Here is a 14710-nt window from a genome sequence, read left to right as displayed (position 1 = left end):
CCGGGGAGGACGGGTGATCCGCTACGCGCTCACAAGGCTGCTGCTGCTCGCGGTGGGCCTCGTCGTGGCGAGCGCGATCATCTTCCTCACCCTGCGCGTGCTGCCCGGCGACGTCGCGCAGCTCATCTCCGGCACGAACGGCACGCCCGAGCAGGCGGCGCGGATCCGCACCCAGCTGGGGCTCGACCGCCCGCTGCTCGCGCAGTACGCCGACTGGATCGGCGGCGTGCTGCGCGGGGATCTGGGATCGTCCTTCCTCACGGGCGCGCCCGTGGCCCCCGAGCTCGCGCGCAAGGCCGAGGTGACCGTGCCCCTCGGTCTGCTCGCCATGCTCATCGCGCTGCTCGTGGCCGTGCCCTTCGGCGTGCTCTCGGCGCTGCGGCGCGGCCGCGCCTCGGGCACCGCGATCAGCGTGGTGGCGCAGGGGCTGGCCGCCGTGCCCGTGGTGTGGGCCGGCATGATGCTCGTCGTCGTCTTCGCCGTGGGGCTCGGCTGGCTGCCCGCGCAGGGCTTCCCCACCCGCACCGGCTGGTCCACGCCGTGGGAGGCGCTGCGCGCGCTCCTCCTGCCCGCTCTCACGATCGGCGTCGTGGAGGGTGCCGTGCTGCTGCGGTTCGTGCGCAGCGCCACGCTGCAGGCTCTCGGCGAGGATTTCGTCCGCACCGCCGCCGCGAAGGGACTGACGCGCACGCAGGCGCTGCTGCGGCACGGGCTGCCGAGCGTCGGGCTGTCGGTCGTCACGGTGCTGGGCGTGCAGGTGGCGGGGATCATCGTGGGCGCCGTCGTGATCGAGCAGGTGTTCAACCTGCCGGGCATCGGCCGCATGCTCGTGACCGACGTGGGAGCGCGCGACCTCGAGAAGGTGCAGGGCGAGCTGCTCGTGCTCACGGGCTTCGTGCTCGCCGTCGGCTTCCTCGTCGACCTGCTGCATCATGCCGTCGATCCGCGGCAGAGGGAGGCCGGATGACCACGCTCGCGCGACTGTGGCGCTCGGGCACGGGCCGCTTCGGGCTCGTCGTCGTGGCGGTGATCGCCGCGACGGCGCTCGTGTCGCTGCTGTGGACGCCCTTCGATCCGCGCGCGGTCGACACGGCCGCCCGCTGGGCCGGCCCGAGCTGGCCGCACCTGCTCGGCACCGACAACACCGGCCGCGACATCCTGAGCCTGCTCATGGTCGGCGCCCGCACGACCATCTTCGTGGCGGTCGGCGCCGCGCTCGTGGCGACGCTGTTCGGCATGGTGCTCGCGGTGCTCGGCGCCCTCACCCCGCGCTGGACGCGCGAGGCCGTCGCGGTGCTCATCGACATCCTCATCGCCTTCCCCGTGCTGCTCATCGCGATGATGATCTCCTCGGTGTGGGGCGGATCGCTGTGGGTGGTCGTGTGGGCGGTGGGCATCGGCTTCGGCGTGAACATCGCCCGCGTCACGCGCCCCGAGCTGCGCCGCGTGCAGCGCAGCGACTTCGTGCTCGCCGGCCGCGCCGCCGGGCTCACGCCGTGGCAGAACCTCACGCGGCACCTGCTGCCCAACGTCGCGCCGATCTTCATCGTGCAGCTGTCGTGGGGCATGGCCGTGGCGGTACTCGCCGAGGCCGGGCTGTCGTACCTCGGCTTCGGCGCCACCGTCACCGAGCCGTCGTGGGGCCTGCTGCTGAGCGAGCTGCAGCGCTACATCGCGATCCACCCCACCTCCGTCGTGTGGCCGGGCCTGGCGATCACCCTCACCGTGCTCGCGCTCAACCTGCTGGGCGATGCCCTGCGCGAGGCGACCGATCCGACCCTGCGCCACGGCGACCGCCAGCGCATCCCGCACACGACGCCGGGGGTGGTCGCGTGAGCCTCGAGGTACGCGATCTCGCGATCGAGATCGACGGCCGGCGCGTGGTCGACGGCGTCTCGTTCGAGGTGTCGGACGGATCGCGCGCCGGGCTGATCGGCGAGTCCGGCTCGGGCAAGTCGCTCACCGCCCTGGCCATCCTGGGCCTGCTGCCCGACGGCGCCACGGCGACCGGATCGATCCGCTGGGACGGGACGGAGCTGCTCGGCATGCCCGAGCGGCGGCTGGCGGCGCTGCGCGGCGACGAGCTGGCGATGGTGTTCCAGGAGCCGCAGAAGGCGCTGAACCCCATCCGGACCGTGGGCCGGCAGATCGCCGAGGCCGTGCGCATCCACCGCGGCGTCTCGCGGGCGCAGGCGCGGCGGATCGCCGTGGCCGAGGCGGCGCGCGTGCGCCTGCCCGACCCCGAGGCGATCGTGAACCGCTACCCGCACCAGCTCTCGGGCGGGCAGCGGCAGCGCGTGGCCATCGCGATGGCGCTGGCGTGCGGACCGCGCCTGCTCATCGCCGACGAGCCCACGACCGCCCTCGACGTGACGATCCAGGCCGAGATCCTCGAGCTGCTGCTGGGGCTGGTCGACGACGCGGGCATGTCGCTGCTGTTCATCACCCACGACCTCGCCGTGCTCTCGCAGGTCGCCGCGGAGGGCATCGTGCTCGAGCGCGGCCGAGTCGTCGAGCGCGGGCCCGTGCCGCGCCTGCTCACGGACCCGGCGCACCCCGTGACGCAGGGCCTGCTCCGCGACGCGACCGCGACCCTGTGGCGCGGCGAGGGCAGCGAGACAGCAACCGCGCGCCGAGACAGCGTGCAGCGTCCGCTGTCTCGGCGCCAGGATGCTGTCTCGCCGGATGAGGGAGCGGCGGATGAGTGATGTGCTGATCCGGGCGCGGGGGCTCGGGCGCGCGTACGCGGCGCCGCGCGCGAGGGCGTTCTCGCCGCGACGGGTCACGACGGCGCTGCAGCCGACCGACCTCGACATCGCGCGCGGCGAGGCCGTCGGCGTCATCGGCGAGTCCGGGTCGGGCAAGTCGACGCTCGTGCGGCTGCTGCTCGGGCTCGACCGGCCTACCTCGGGCACCGTCGAGGTCGACGGGCGCGCCGTGGACGCCCGCGCGTCGGCGCGCTCGCTGCACTGGCTGCGCCGCATGACCGGCGTCGTCTTCCAGGATCCGTACGCGTCCCTCGATCCCCGCATGAGCGTGGGCCGGATCGTGGACGAGCCGCTGTGGGCGCTCGGCGTGGACGGAGACCACCGCGCGAGGGTGCGCGAGGTGCTCGCCGACGTGGGCCTCGATCCCGACATGGCGGATCGGCACCCGCACGAGTTCTCGGGCGGGCAGCGCCAGCGCATCGCCCTCGCGCGGGCGATCGCGCATCGACCCCTGGTGCTGTTCGGCGACGAGCCGCTCTCGGCCCTCGACGTGACCGTGCGCGCGCAGATCCTCGAGCTGCTGCGGGGGCTGCGCGAGCGCGAGGGCCTGACGCTCGTCATGGTCTCGCACGACATCGGCGTGGTGCAGAACCTGTGCGACACCGTGGTGGTCATGAAGGGAGGGGCCGTGGTCGAATCCGGCCCGACCTCCGAGGTGCTGCGCCGCCCACGCGAGGAGTACACGCGGCGCCTGCTCGCCTCGATCCCCACCATCTGACGCGGCCGGATCGACGCTCCGGCGGACGCGGATCGGGGCGCCGGCGCGGCGCCGGATCGGGCCGTCGGTAATCCGATCCGTGCAATTCACCTGCCGTTCACCCGACATACCGGGCGCGTTCCGGAGCGCGGGCGACCCTAGGGAGACCGTTCGAGTCGGGCAGCAGGGGGAGGTGGCGGCGTGAGCGTACGCGAGGTGACCACGGGCACCACGACCGCCGCCGTGCTGCGCGGCGGAAGCGTGTCGGTCGAGCGCATCGCCCTGCCCCAGCCGGGTCAGGGCGAGCTGCTCGTGGCCGTCGATCTCGCCACCGTGTGCGCCGCGGATCGCGCGCCCGCCGCGTCCGGCCCCTCGCGGGTCCTCGGGCACGAGGGCGTCGGCCGCGTCGTCGCCGCCGGGCCCGGCGCCCCCGCCGCCGTGAAGGACAGGGTCGTGTGGGGGCCGACGGTCGCGTGCGGCCGATGCGACCGCTGCCGTGGGGGCCGCACCGCGGCCTGCCGCATGCTGCGCCGGTTCGGCGAGGAGCCGATCGACGGGTCGTGGCCGCTGTCGGGCTCGTTCGCCGCGCACGTGCTGCTGCCCCGTGGCGCGACGGTGGCCCGCGTGCCGGAGGTGCTGTGCGACGCCGTCGCGTCGTCGGCCGGCTGCGCCGCCGCCACCGTCATGGCCGCGCTCGACGCCGTCGGACCGCTGCGCGGCGCGCGGGTGCTCGTCGGCGGCGCCGGCATGCTCGGCCTCACGGCGGCGGCCGTCGCCACCGACCGGGGCGCGTCCACCGTGGTGGCCGTCGACCGCGATGCCTCGCGCCGCGCCATGGTCCGGGCGTTCGGCGCGACGGAGGCCGTCGCGCCCGGCGCCCCGCTGCCCGACGTCGACATCGCGCTCGTGTTCCGGATGCCGCCGGCGCCCGCGTTCGACGCGCTCGCGATCGGCGGCCGTCTCGCGCTCGTCGGGTCCCGTGCCGCCGCCGATCCGCTCGCGCTCGACACCGAGCGCCTCGTCGACCGCCGGCTCTCGGTCGCCGGCGTGCTCGGCTCGGAGCCGCGGCACCTGGCCGAGGCCGTCGCCTATCTCGCCGAGGCCCGCGACCGCTGGCCGTGGGAGCAGCTCGTCTCGCCCGCCGTGCCGATGTCGTACCTGCCGACCCTGCTCACGCAGCCGGCCCCGATCGCCCCGCGCGCCTCCGTCCAGCCCCGCCGCTGACGCCCGGGGCCGCGGCGCGGCTTGCGGTGGTCGCTTCATCTCCGCGGCCTCCGGCCGCTCCGTTCAGCAACCGATGGGTGCGACCGAGTGGTGCAACCCCGCGGTCAGGAAGACTGCTCGCCCCTCCCGAAGATGCGGGAGAGCACGCCGGGCTTCTTGCGGGGCTTGAGCTGCTTCTGCAGGTATACGGTGCCGAGCCAGCGGCCGAACTTGAAGCCGACGCGCCCCATCCGCCCCACCTCGACGAAGCCGAGCTTCTGGTGCAGCGCGATGGATGCCTCGGCGCCCTTGTCGCTGATGACGGCGACGAGCTGGTGCAGCCCGATCTCCTCGCACGCCTCGATGAGCGCCTCCAGCAGCGCGCGGCCGAGACCCTTCCCCGTGGCGGCCTGGCCGAGGTAGACGGAGTTCTCCACGGTGTAGCGGAACGCCGACTTGCCGGCCCACGGCGAGACGAGCGCGTACCCGAGCACCTGCCCCGACGGAGAGACGGCGACGAGGAACGGCAGGCCGAGCCTCTGGAGATGCTCGAACTTCTCGACCCACTGCGTGTGGGTCCACCGCTTCTCGTCGAAGGTCACGACCGAGTTCATGACGTAGTAGTTGTAGATCTCGCGGATGTCCGGGATGTCCTCGAGCCTCGCCGGTCGGATCTCGTACGAGAACGGGCGCTCCTCGCTCACCTGACGGCTGCGCAGGTGCCGCCGGCGGCGCCTCTCGTACGACTCATCGAGCATGGGCATCAGATTACGCGCCAGTCCACCGGGCCGGCGCCCTGTGCCCGCAGCAGCGCGTCGACGCGCGAGAACGGGCGGGAGCCGAAGAAGCCGCGGTTCGCCGAGAGCGGCGAGGGGTGCGCCGACTCCACGCGCGGCACGTCGCCCAGCAGCGGCGCGAGCGAGCGTGCCTGGTTCCCCCACAGGACCGCCACGAGCGGGCCGCCGCGCGCCGCGAGCGTGCGGATCGCGTGCTCCGTCACGCGCTCCCAGCCCCAGCCCTGGTGTGAGGCCGGCGCGCCGGGCCGCACCGTGAGCACGCGGTTGAGCAGCATCACGCCCTGGTCCGCCCAGGCCGACAGATCGCCGTGCGCGGCCGGCGGGATGCCGAGGTCGTCGTGCAGCTCGCGGTAGATGTTGGCGAGGCTGCGCGGCAGCGGGCGCACGTGGCGCTCGACGGCGAACGACAGGCCGATGGGATGGCCGGGCGTGGGGTACGGATCCTGGCCGACGACGAGCACCCGCACGTCGGCGAGCGGCCGCTGGAACGCCCGCAGCACGTGCTCCCCCGCCGGCAGGTACGGCCGGCCGGCGGCGACCTCCGCACGCAGCCGGTCGCCGAGCGCGGCGATCTCGCCCGCCACGGGCGCAAGGGCGTCGGCCCAGCCCGCGTCGATCAGCCCCGCCTCCGCCAGCTGCGGCAGCGTCATGCCCGGCATGCTCACGCCGACGGGGCCAGGCCGGCGTCCTCCTCGACCACCGAGCCGGCGGCCGACCAGGGGAAGTCGATCCACCGATCCGTGTCGCGCCACGCGTAGTCCGGCTGGATGATCGTGGACGGCTTCGTGTAGATGGTCGCCGAGCGCACGTCCGCGCCCTTCGCGGCGAGCAGATCCACCGCCATCCGCAGCGTGCGCCCCGAGTCGGCGACGTCGTCGACGAGCAGCACGCGCCGGCCGTCGAGGTAGTCCATGTCGAGCGCGGGCGGCAGCACCTCGGGGGCGTCGAGAACCGTGCCGATGCCCGTGTAGAACTCCATGTTGATGGCGCCGCAGTTCTTCACGCCCAGGCCATACGCGAGCGCGCCCGCCGGCAGCAGCCCGCCGCGCGCGATCGCGACGACGACCTCGGGCACGAACCCGTCGGCCACGATCCGCCGCGACAGCTCGCGCGTGGCATCGCCGAAGCCCTGCCAGGTGAGCACCTCGCGCGGCGCCGTCATGCGCCGGGCTCCTCGCGCGGCGCGAGCGGCCCGCGATGCAGCATGTGCTGCGCGGCCTGCGCGACGGGGCGCATCGTGACGAGGTCGAGGTTGACGTGGCCGGGGGCGTTCAGCGCGTAGGCGATGACGTCGGCGACGTCCTCGGCGACGAGCGGCCCGTCGACGTCGGCGTACAGCGCCTCGACGGCGGCGGGATCGCCCGTGCGGTTCAGCGTGAACTCCTCGGTGTGCACCATGCCGGGCGCGATCTCGACGACGCGCAGCGGCTCGCCGTTCAGCTCCTGCCGCAGCGCGTGCACGAGCATGCTCTCGGCGGCCTTCGCGGCGTTGTAGCCGCCGCCTCCCGGGTACGCCACCTGCGCGGCGGTGGAGGTGACGAACAGCAGGTCTGCGTGCGTCGACTCGGCCGCGGCGGTGCCGCGCAGCTGCGGCAGCAGCGCCTGCACGAGGCGCTGCGCCGACAGGGCGTTCACCTCGTACATCCACAGCCAGTCGGCGGCCGCGCCGTCCTCCACGCGATCGGTGCCCTTCGCGCCTCCCGCCACGTGCGCGAGCGCGTGCACGGGACCGGTGTGCGCGAGGTGCGCGGCGAGCGCGTCGACGTCGGTCTGCGAGGTGAGATCCGCGGCGAAGGTGTCCGCCCCGGTCTCGGCCGCCAGCTCCCTGAGGCGATCGGCCCGCCTGGCCACGCCCACGACATCCCATCCCGCGTCGCGCAGCGCCCTCACGGTCGCCGCTCCGATCCCCGAGCTCGCCCCGGTCACGACCGCGCGTCTGTTCGCCATGCCTCCACGGTATCGCGGCGCCGGGCGCCGATTGTGACGCCGCGTTTCCGGGCCGTTGCCGCGGCCTTGCCCGCGCGCGTAGCGTCGCCCGTGCGACCGGCGGAAGGCCGCGCACGAGAGACACGAGGACGCATCATGACCGAGAACTGGCGCTTCGAGACCAAGCAGATCCACGCCGGCGCGCAGCCCGATCCCACGACCGGCGCGCGCGCGACGCCGCTGTACCAGACCACGGCGTACGTCTTCAAGGACGCGGATCACGCGGCGAACCTGTTCGCCCTCGCCGAGACCGGCAACATCTACACCCGCATCATGAACCCCACGCAGGACGTCGCCGAGCAGCGCATCGCGGCGCTCGAGGGCGGCACGGGCGCGCTGCTCGTGGCCAGCGGCCAGGCGGCCGAGACGTTCGCGGTGCTGAACATCGCGCAGGCGGGCGACCACATCGTCTCGTCCAGCTCCATCTACGGCGGCACGTACAACCTCTTCAAGTACACGCTCGCCAAGCTCGGCATCGAGACGACGTTCGTCGAGAACCAGGACGACCCCGAGGCCTGGCGCGCCGCGATCCGCCCGAACACGAAGCTGTTCTTCGCCGAGACGGTGGGCAACCCGCAGGCGAACGTGCTCGACATCCGCACGGTCGCCGACATCGCGCACGAGAACGGTCTGCCGCTCATCGTCGACAACACGATCGCCACGCCCTACCTCATCCGTCCCTTCGAGCACGGCGCCGACATCGTCGTGCACTCCGCCACGAAGTTCCTCGCCGGGCACGGCACCGTGGTCGCCGGCGCGATCGTCGACGGCGGCACCTTCCCGTGGTCGCAGCACGCCGATCGCTTCCCCGGCCTCACCGAGCCGGACCCGTCGTACAACGGCGTGAGCTACACGGGCGTGCTCGGCGACGGCGTCGCGTACATCACCAAGGCGCGCGTGCAGCTGCTGCGCGACCTGGGATCGGCGGTCTCGCCCAACAACGCGTGGCAGCTCATCCAGGGCATCGAGACGCTGTCGCTGCGCATCGAGCGGCACGTGCAGAACGCGCAGGCGGTGGCGGAGTGGCTGGAGGCGCGCGACGACGTGGCCTCGGTGAGCTACTCGGGCCTGCCGAGCTCGCCCTGGTACGAGGCGGCGAACCGCTACGCCCCGAAGGGCGTGGGCGCCGTGCTCTCGTTCGAGCTCAAGGGCGGCGTGGACGCCGGCCGCGCGTTCGTGAACGCGCTGAAGCTGTTCAGCCACCTCGCGAACATCGGCGACGTGCGCTCGCTCGTCATCCACCCCGCCTCGACCACGCACTCGCAGCTCACGCCCGAGCAGCAGCTCACGGCCGGCGTCACGCCGGGCCTCGTGCGGCTGTCGGTCGGCCTCGAGAACGTCGCCGACCTCACGGCCGACCTCGAGCAGGCGCTCGAGGCGGCCCGCTCGGGCGCCCCCACCGCGCGCGCCTGAGCCGCGCTCACCCGGGCCCGCACGCCACGCGCGTGCGGGCCCGGCCCGTTCGTAACACTCCGGCGGCGCGACGCCCCGGCACGGCAGAATGAGGCGGATGGACTGGCAGATCTCCGAGGACACCGTGCCGTCCGCGCTCGTCACCGAGCAGGACGCGCGGTCGATGGTCGGCCGTCCCCCGGCGACGGGCGCCTGGCGCGAGGGCGATCCTGTGGGCGAGCGCCGCTTCGAGACCTTCGGCGAGCTGATGACCGAGAGCGGCCGCGCGCTGCCGTCGTTCCGCATCGCGTACGAGACGTGGGGCGAGCTGAACCCCGCGCGCGACAACGCCGTGCTCATCGCGCACGCCTTCACGGGCGACAGCCACGTCGCCGGCCCCGCCGTGCCCGGCCACCCCACGGCGGGCTGGTGGGACGACATCGTCGGCCCGGGACGCGCGGTCGACACGGATCGCTGGTTCGTCGTGGCGCCCAACATGCTCGGCGGGTGCCAGGGATCGACGGGCCCGGCGAGCGTCCACCCCGACGGCGATCCGTGGGGCTCGCGCTTCCCCTTCCTCACGATCCGCGACCAGGTCGAGGCGCAGGAGCGCCTGGCCGATGCGCTCGGCATCGAGGTGTGGGCGGCCGTGATCGGCGGGTCGATGGGCGGCATGCACGCCCTGGAATGGGCCGCGACGCTGCCCGAGCGCGTCGAGCGGCTCGCAGTGCTCTCGGCGCCGCCGCTGAACACGGCCGACCAGATCGCGCTGAACTCGGTGCAGCGGCAGGCGATCGAGATGGATCCGCGCTTCCGCGGCGGCGAGTACTACGACGCGCCCGACGGCGAGGGCCCGCACCGCGGCCTCGCGCTGGCCCGGCGCATGGCGCTGCTGAACTACCGCAGCCCCACCGAGCTGAACCAGCGCTTCCAGCGCTCGTGGCAGTCGGGCGTGAGCCCGCTGGGCCACGGCGGCCGCTTCGCCGTGGAGTCGTACCTCGACTTCCACGGCAACCGGTTCACGCGCCGCTTCGACGCCAACAGCTACGTGCGCCTCATCGAGGCCATGGACTCGCACGACGTGGGCCGCGACCGCGGCGGCGTCGAGGAGGCGCTCTCGCGCGTCACCGCCCGCACGCTCGTGCTGGGGATCGACTCCGACCGGCTGTTCCCCATCGGCGGCCAGCACCGCATCGCGCGCGGCATCCCGCGCGCGCTCGACGGCGACCGTGCCGTCGTCGTCCCCAGCGACTTCGGCCACGACGGCTTCCTCATCGAGACCGGGGCCGTCGGGTACCACCTGCGGCGGCTGCTCGAGGCCTGACGCGCGCCCGGGAACGAACGGCGCCGGATCAGGAGGATCGGGCGGATCGGCGGGACGTCCGGATCAGATCAGGCGGCGACGCGCACGGATCGCCGATCGACGGCGAACGAGGCGAGCGCGATGAGGACGCCGGCGAACGCCAGCACCGCGCCGGCCCACGCGGGCGCGACGTAGCCGAAGCCGCCCGCGATCACGGCGCCGCCGACGGCCGCGCCCACGCTGTTGCCGATGTTCAGCGCCGAGTGGTTGAGCGCCCCGGCGAGCGCCTGGTGCTCGTGGGCCACGTCGAACAGGCGCAGCTGGATGGCGGGGTTGATCAGCTGCGCGATGAGCCCGAAGACGAACAGGGCGGCGACGAGCGCGATGCTCCAGCTCGACAGGACCGCGACGATCACCGATGCGGCCGACATCCCGCCCAGCCCCGCCACGAGCGTGCGGGTCACGCTGATGTCGGCCAGGCGCCCGCCGAACAGGTTGCCCACCACCATGCCGAGCCCCAGCGCCATGAGCGCGAACGGCACGAGCCACTCGGGCGCGCCGGCGGCCTCGGTCACGAGCGTGGCGACGTAGCTGTAGATCGCGAAGAAGGCGCCGAAACCGATCGCGCCGACCCCGATCGCGAACCAGACCTGCGGGATGAGGAACACGCGCAGCTCGTGCCGGAAGGTGCGCCCGGGATCGCCGGGCTGCGCGGGCAGGAACCGCGCGCACATGACGAACGCGAGCGCGAAGACGAGCGCGACGACCACGTAGGCCGCCCGCCATCCGACGGCCTGGCCGAGGAAGGTGCCGGCCGGCACCCCGACGACGTTGGCGACGGTGAGCCCGGTCATCATGAGCGCCACGGCGCGGCCGCGCTTGTCCGGCCCGAGCAGCTCGCTCGCGACGAGCGCGCCCATCCCGAAGAACGCGCCGTGCGGCACGCCGGAGAGGAAGCGCGAGACCGCGACGAGCTCGAACGTCGGCGCGATGACCGTGAGCACGTTGAAGACGAGCAGCGCCGCGACGAGCGCCATCACCACGCGGCGGCGCGGGAAGCGCGACGCGAAGCCGGCGATCGTCGGGGCGCCCAGCACGACGCCCAGCGCGTAGAGGCTGATGAGCAGGCCGGCCCGCGCGATGGCGTCCTCCGTGCGGGCGGCATACAGGTCGGGCAGCAGGTCGCTCGCGATCCCGGGCAGCAGCCCCATCGAGACGAACTCGGTCATGCCGATGCCGAAGGCGCCGATGGCGAGCGAGAGGAGCGCCATCCTCGCCGCACCCCCCGACACGGGTGTCGAGGTGGTCACCCGTTCAGCCTAATGGCTCCCGGTGCGGCGGGCGCTCACCCTTCCCCGGGACCGGACCGCTCAGAGCGCGAGGTGATCGGTGATCGCGGCGTCCAGCGCGGCCTGCTGCTCGGCGTTGAGCGCGCCACGACGCCGCACCAGCCGGCGGACGTGCACCGCCCGCAGCTGCTCGGGCTGCGTCTTCGACTCCGTCGTCAGCCCGGTGAGGTCGTCGGCGGGAAGTCGCGTCTGGAAGGTCAGCACGTTCGCGATGTTCGAGGTGATCGGCACGACGACGAGCACACCCCCGGCGCGTGCGCGAAGCGCGGCCCGGTTCGCCCCGTCGTTCGACACGATCACCGCCGGCCGCGTCTTCGCGACCTCCCCGGGCTGGGCGGGGTCGAACTCGACGTCCCAGATGTCGCCACGCAGGCGGGGGATGTCGGGCCTCACGCCCTCAGCCCGTCACCGCTGACGCCGTCCCAGAGCGCGGCGTCGCCCGACGCCTCGAACTCCTCGAAAGCCGTGACGTACTCGCGCTCGGCCTCGGCCTCCCGAAGCGCGCGCACCGCCGCCCGCAGCGAGGCCGATCGACTCGCCAGGCGGTGACGCCGTCCGTACTCCTCGAGGAAGGCGAGATCGTTCTCCGGCAGGCTGCCGCTGAAGGCCTTCATACTCAGGCTCATAGCGCCAATCATAGTGCCGCTCGCAACGGCTGGCCCGGCTCGGGCCCGGCGCAGCCTAATCCGCCGCGTCCTCGCCGAGGGCGCGCTCGAGGCGCTCGATCTTGCCGTCGAGCTCGCCCGTGCGGCCGGGACGGATGTCGGCCTTGAGCACGAGCGACACGCGCGATCCGAAGGGCATGACGGCGTCGGTGGCGCGCCGGACGACGTCCATGACCTCGTCCCACTCCCCCTCGACCTCGGTGAACATCGAGGTGGTGCGGTGGGGCAGGCCTGAGTCGCGGACGACGCGGACGGCCGCGGCGACGGCGTCGTGGACGGAGCCGTCCGGGTTCGCGGTGGCGCCCGAGGGCGCGCCGCTCGGGGCGACGGAGAAGGCGATGAGCATGCTCCGAGGCTATGCCGCCGACCGCAGCGGATCCACCCCGACCCGGGCGCGATCCCGGCCCGCCGGGACCCGCGCGAGCCGGACGAGGGCCCACGCCAGCAGCGCCACGAGCGCGAGGTTGCGCGCGGACAGCAGCGCCGCGCCGAGCGGATCCGCGCCCAGCAGCGACCAGTAGGCCACGGGGTACACGAGCTGCGTCAGCCCGGCGCACACGAGGGCGAGGGCCGCGAGCGGCCACGCCCGCCGGCGGTCCCACACGAGCCACAGCACGAGCGGCGCGATGAGCCACGCGTGGAACTGCGGCGAGCCGACGCGGTTGCACACGATGAGCGCGAGCACGAGGGCCAGCGCCGCCGGGGGCAGCACCCCCGCCACGGCGGCGCCGCGCCACGTCTTGACGGCGGCGAGCGCCGCGATCGCGACGGCGGCGAGCGCGAGCAGCGGGGTCGTCGCGGCGGCCACCGCATCGACGCCCGGGCCGGCGACCTGGAAGGTGAGGATGTCGCGGTCGTAGAACAGGAACCAGCCGTCCCGGCCGGCCACAGCGCCCCACACGTACGGCGTGGCGGCGGGCGCCTCGATCTGCAGGCCGCGGTCCTGCTGCGTGGCGACGAAGCCCAGCAGATGCGGCAGGCCGCCCGCGATCGCGACGACGCCCACGACGACGCCGCTGAGCACCGCCGCGCCGACGACGAGGCCGAGCGCGCTGGCCCGCGCGGCCCGCCACAGGGCGGCAACGGCCACGGCCAGCAGCGCCGCCGGCCAGATCTTGATCCACGTCGCGGCGGCCAGCAGCGCTCCGGCGACGGGCGGGCGGCCCGCGAGCCACAGCACGCCGGCGACGGCGAGCGGCACCGTGACGGCGTCGAGGCGGTACATGCCCACGGGTCCGAGCGCGAGCGCGAACACGAGCCAGAACCAGGCGGCCGCCACGCGCCCGCGCGAGCGCCCGCCGCCCACGAGCAGGGCGAAGGCCGCCGCGTCGCACGCGGTGACGAGCACCGCCCACCCGATCTCGTACGGGCCAAGGAAGCCGAGCGCCTGTGTGAGCAGCATCGGCGCGAGGGCCAGGATCGGGTACACCCACGATTCTGTGACGCCCACGATCCGCTCGCCCCCGAGCGCCTGCTCCGACCACGGCTCGTACACGAGGTAGACGTCGCCCATGGGCTGGTTGGGCAGCGCCCAGCCCAGGAGCGCGACGATCGCGTGCACGACGACGAACCCCGCCCACAGCCACGCCCGCGTGCGCCGGTGCGGCGCGCGCGGCCGGTCAGCGCGCACGGAGCGCCGCCGCGAAGGCGTCGGGCAGGCGGGCGGCCACGTCGAGCGCCGTGACGGGGTGCCCCGGCGCGGCGCCGTCGACACCCGAGGCGAGGCGGCCGGCGGTGCCGTGCAGCCACGCCGCCGTGGCCGCCAGCGGCCCGAGATCCTCGGCGTCGAGCCCGCCCTCGGCGCGCGCCTGCGCGGCGGCGACGACGGCGCCGATCGCGCCGGCGAGCACATCGCCCGTGCCGGCCGTGGCGAGCCAGGGCGTCCCGGCGCGCACGACGGTCCACCAGCCGCCCGGCGTGGCGACGATCGTCTCGGCGCCCTTGAGCAGCACGACCCCGCCCAGCGCGACCGCGGTCTCGCGCACCGCGAGCAGCCGCTCCGCGAAGCCGGCCCGCAGGCGCCGCGGCAGCGGATCGCCGTCGAGGTCGTCGATGCCGAGCCCCAGCGGGATCCGCACCTCGCCCAGCTCCCCCTCGTGCGGCGTGACGACGACGGGGCCGCGCAGATCCGTGACGAGGTCGAGCGCGCCGGCGTCGACGACGGTCGGCGCGTCGGCGCGCAGCAGCGCCCGGAAGCGCGCCGTCACCTCGCCGTCGCGGTCGCGCGCCGACACCCCGGAGCCGATCACCGCGGCGTCGAACCGCTCGCCCGTGTTCACCACCGTCTCGGGGCGGCGCTGCAGCACGAGGCGCGCGACATCGCGGTCTCCCTGCCACCGCACCATGCCGGCGCCGGCGCGCCACGCGCCCTCCGCCGTGAGCACCGCCGCGCCGGGGTACGCGGGCGAGCCGGTCTCGAGCAGCACCACACCCCGGGAATACTTGTGGTCCGAGGCCGTTGGCACCCGCAGGTGCGCCGCGGCATCGGCCGCGGTCCACTCGAAGGTCTCATCGCTCGGCCTGGCGTATCCCCCTGGCATGCCGCCAGAT

17 protein-coding genes are annotated in these 14710 nt (G+C 74.3%); 7 read left to right on the top strand and 10 right to left on the bottom strand.

All coding sequences use genetic code 11. The features are described from left to right. Positions 1–13: 13 nt before the first annotated feature. The 5 genes from ACODR5_RS04155 to ACODR5_RS04135 all read left to right on the top strand — a co-directional run bounded on the left by ACODR5_RS04155 (position 14) and on the right by ACODR5_RS04135 (position 4689). The gene (locus ACODR5_RS04155) at positions 14–967 is read left to right on the top strand and encodes an ABC transporter permease (protein WP_449854359.1); all 954 of its coding nucleotides are present in this window, start codon (positions 14–16) and stop codon (positions 965–967) included. Next, a complete protein-coding gene (locus tag ACODR5_RS04150) occupies positions 964–1836 on the top strand; it encodes an ABC transporter permease (protein WP_488982827.1) in 873 nt (290 codons plus the stop codon). The genes ACODR5_RS04155 and ACODR5_RS04150 overlap by 4 nt, the downstream gene beginning before the upstream one ends. Continuing rightward, positions 1833–2708, top strand: a complete 876-nt coding sequence (locus tag ACODR5_RS04145; RefSeq protein WP_488982826.1) for an ABC transporter ATP-binding protein — start codon at positions 1833–1835, stop codon at positions 2706–2708. Before ACODR5_RS04150 ends, ACODR5_RS04145 begins: the two co-directional genes overlap by 4 nt. Continuing rightward, positions 2701–3486 (top strand): ABC transporter ATP-binding protein, encoded by a 786-nt coding sequence (locus ACODR5_RS04140; RefSeq protein ID WP_449854362.1) that lies wholly within the window; start codon positions 2701–2703, stop codon positions 3484–3486. Before ACODR5_RS04145 ends, ACODR5_RS04140 begins: the two co-directional genes overlap by 8 nt. A gap of 180 nt (positions 3487–3666) precedes the next feature. Then, positions 3667–4689: an alcohol dehydrogenase catalytic domain-containing protein gene (locus tag ACODR5_RS04135; RefSeq protein WP_449854363.1), complete on the top strand. Its 1023-nt coding sequence runs from the start codon at positions 3667–3669 to the stop codon at positions 4687–4689. A gap of 104 nt (positions 4690–4793) precedes the next feature. Here ACODR5_RS04135 and ACODR5_RS04130 read toward each other — a convergent pair whose 3' ends face one another. Genes ACODR5_RS04130 through ACODR5_RS04115 form a run of 4 tightly spaced genes read right to left on the bottom strand, consistent with a single transcriptional unit; the run spans position 4794 to position 7412 of the window. Further along, complete coding sequence (locus ACODR5_RS04130) at positions 4794–5426, bottom strand: GNAT family N-acetyltransferase (protein ID WP_449854364.1); 633 nt, start codon at positions 5424–5426, stop codon at positions 4794–4796. 5 nt (positions 5427–5431) lie between these two features. Further along, positions 5432–6115: a uracil-DNA glycosylase gene (locus ACODR5_RS04125; protein ID WP_449854365.1), complete on the bottom strand. Its 684-nt coding sequence runs from the start codon at positions 6113–6115 to the stop codon at positions 5432–5434. Between the two features lie 11 nt (positions 6116–6126). Beyond that, positions 6127–6627, bottom strand: coding sequence for a phosphoribosyltransferase (locus ACODR5_RS04120; protein ID WP_449854366.1), 501 nt, complete (start codon positions 6625–6627; stop codon positions 6127–6129). Continuing rightward, a complete protein-coding gene (locus tag ACODR5_RS04115) occupies positions 6624–7412 on the bottom strand; it encodes an SDR family oxidoreductase (RefSeq protein ID WP_449854367.1) in 789 nt (262 codons plus the stop codon). Before ACODR5_RS04115 ends, ACODR5_RS04120 begins: the two co-directional genes overlap by 4 nt. Positions 7413–7547: 135 nt before the next feature. Here ACODR5_RS04115 and ACODR5_RS04110 point away from each other — a divergent pair, with 135 nt between their 5' ends. Both ACODR5_RS04110 and metX read left to right on the top strand, forming a co-directional pair. Next, on the top strand, positions 7548–8864 hold the full coding sequence (locus ACODR5_RS04110) for a bifunctional o-acetylhomoserine/o-acetylserine sulfhydrylase (protein ID WP_488982825.1): 1317 nt from the start codon (positions 7548–7550) through the stop codon (positions 8862–8864). 97 nt (positions 8865–8961) lie between these two features. Continuing rightward, positions 8962–10167: a homoserine O-acetyltransferase MetX gene (gene metX / locus ACODR5_RS04105; RefSeq protein WP_488982824.1), complete on the top strand. Its 1206-nt coding sequence runs from the start codon at positions 8962–8964 to the stop codon at positions 10165–10167. A 68-nt stretch (positions 10168–10235) separates the two neighbouring features. Here metX and ACODR5_RS04100 read toward each other — a convergent pair whose 3' ends face one another. From ACODR5_RS04100 to ACODR5_RS04075, 6 genes are read right to left on the bottom strand one after another with little or no spacing between them, the layout of a single operon-like run. Further along, positions 10236–11456 carry an MFS transporter gene (locus ACODR5_RS04100; protein WP_488982823.1) on the bottom strand — a complete coding sequence of 407 codons (1221 nt, stop codon included), beginning with the start codon at positions 11454–11456 and terminating at the stop codon, positions 10236–10238. Positions 11457–11516: 60 nt separating this feature from the next. After that, positions 11517–11888: a type II toxin-antitoxin system PemK/MazF family toxin gene (locus tag ACODR5_RS04095; protein WP_449854371.1), complete on the bottom strand. Its 372-nt coding sequence runs from the start codon at positions 11886–11888 to the stop codon at positions 11517–11519. Next, the gene (locus ACODR5_RS04090) at positions 11885–12121 is read right to left on the bottom strand and encodes a ribbon-helix-helix domain-containing protein (protein ID WP_449854372.1); all 237 of its coding nucleotides are present in this window, start codon (positions 12119–12121) and stop codon (positions 11885–11887) included. Before ACODR5_RS04090 ends, ACODR5_RS04095 begins: the two co-directional genes overlap by 4 nt. Before the next feature lie 55 nt (positions 12122–12176). Beyond that, on the bottom strand, positions 12177–12506 hold the full coding sequence (locus ACODR5_RS04085) for a thiamine-binding protein (protein WP_449854373.1): 330 nt from the start codon (positions 12504–12506) through the stop codon (positions 12177–12179). Positions 12507–12515: 9 nt separating this feature from the next. Then, positions 12516–13790 (bottom strand): hypothetical protein, encoded by a 1275-nt coding sequence (locus ACODR5_RS04080; RefSeq protein WP_488982822.1) that lies wholly within the window; start codon positions 13788–13790, stop codon positions 12516–12518. Beyond that, positions 13780–14700 carry an ADP-dependent NAD(P)H-hydrate dehydratase gene (locus tag ACODR5_RS04075; RefSeq protein ID WP_460817491.1) on the bottom strand — a complete coding sequence of 307 codons (921 nt, stop codon included), beginning with the start codon at positions 14698–14700 and terminating at the stop codon, positions 13780–13782. Before ACODR5_RS04075 ends, ACODR5_RS04080 begins: the two co-directional genes overlap by 11 nt. Between the last annotated feature and the right edge of the window lie 10 nt (positions 14701–14710).

The sequence above is a fragment of the Microbacterium sp. FG3 genome (assembly GCF_057809335.1).
This window is presented reverse-complemented; position numbering and strand designations above follow the sequence as displayed.